Here is a 221-nt window from a genome sequence, read left to right as displayed (position 1 = left end):
TGCCAACAACGACTTTTGCGACATTGCTGATCACACCCGCACCTGAGCCGATGTAACGGTTACCCGTTTGGTAAATACCACTTACTGTTTGCGTGATGGTGTAACCATCAGCATTCGATTCAATCAAGCCTGTGAAGCTGAATTCACCATTTGTATTGGTCGTTGTTGTGGCATTTACTGACTGACCAAACTTATCTGTGCCCGTGATTGTCACAGTGATG

At 45.7% G+C, this 221-nt stretch carries 1 protein-coding gene; it reads right to left on the bottom strand.

Translation table 11 applies throughout. The annotated features are described in order from the left end of the window. Nucleotides 1-221 (bottom strand): hypothetical protein (locus N473_RS26575; protein WP_196766447.1); only part of this gene is annotated, 221 nt, incomplete at both ends.

It is taken from the genome of Pseudoalteromonas luteoviolacea CPMOR-1 (assembly GCF_001625685.1).
GTDB classification, from domain to species: Bacteria; Pseudomonadota; Gammaproteobacteria; order Enterobacterales; family Alteromonadaceae; genus Pseudoalteromonas; species Pseudoalteromonas luteoviolacea_K.
This window is presented reverse-complemented; position numbering and strand designations above follow the sequence as displayed.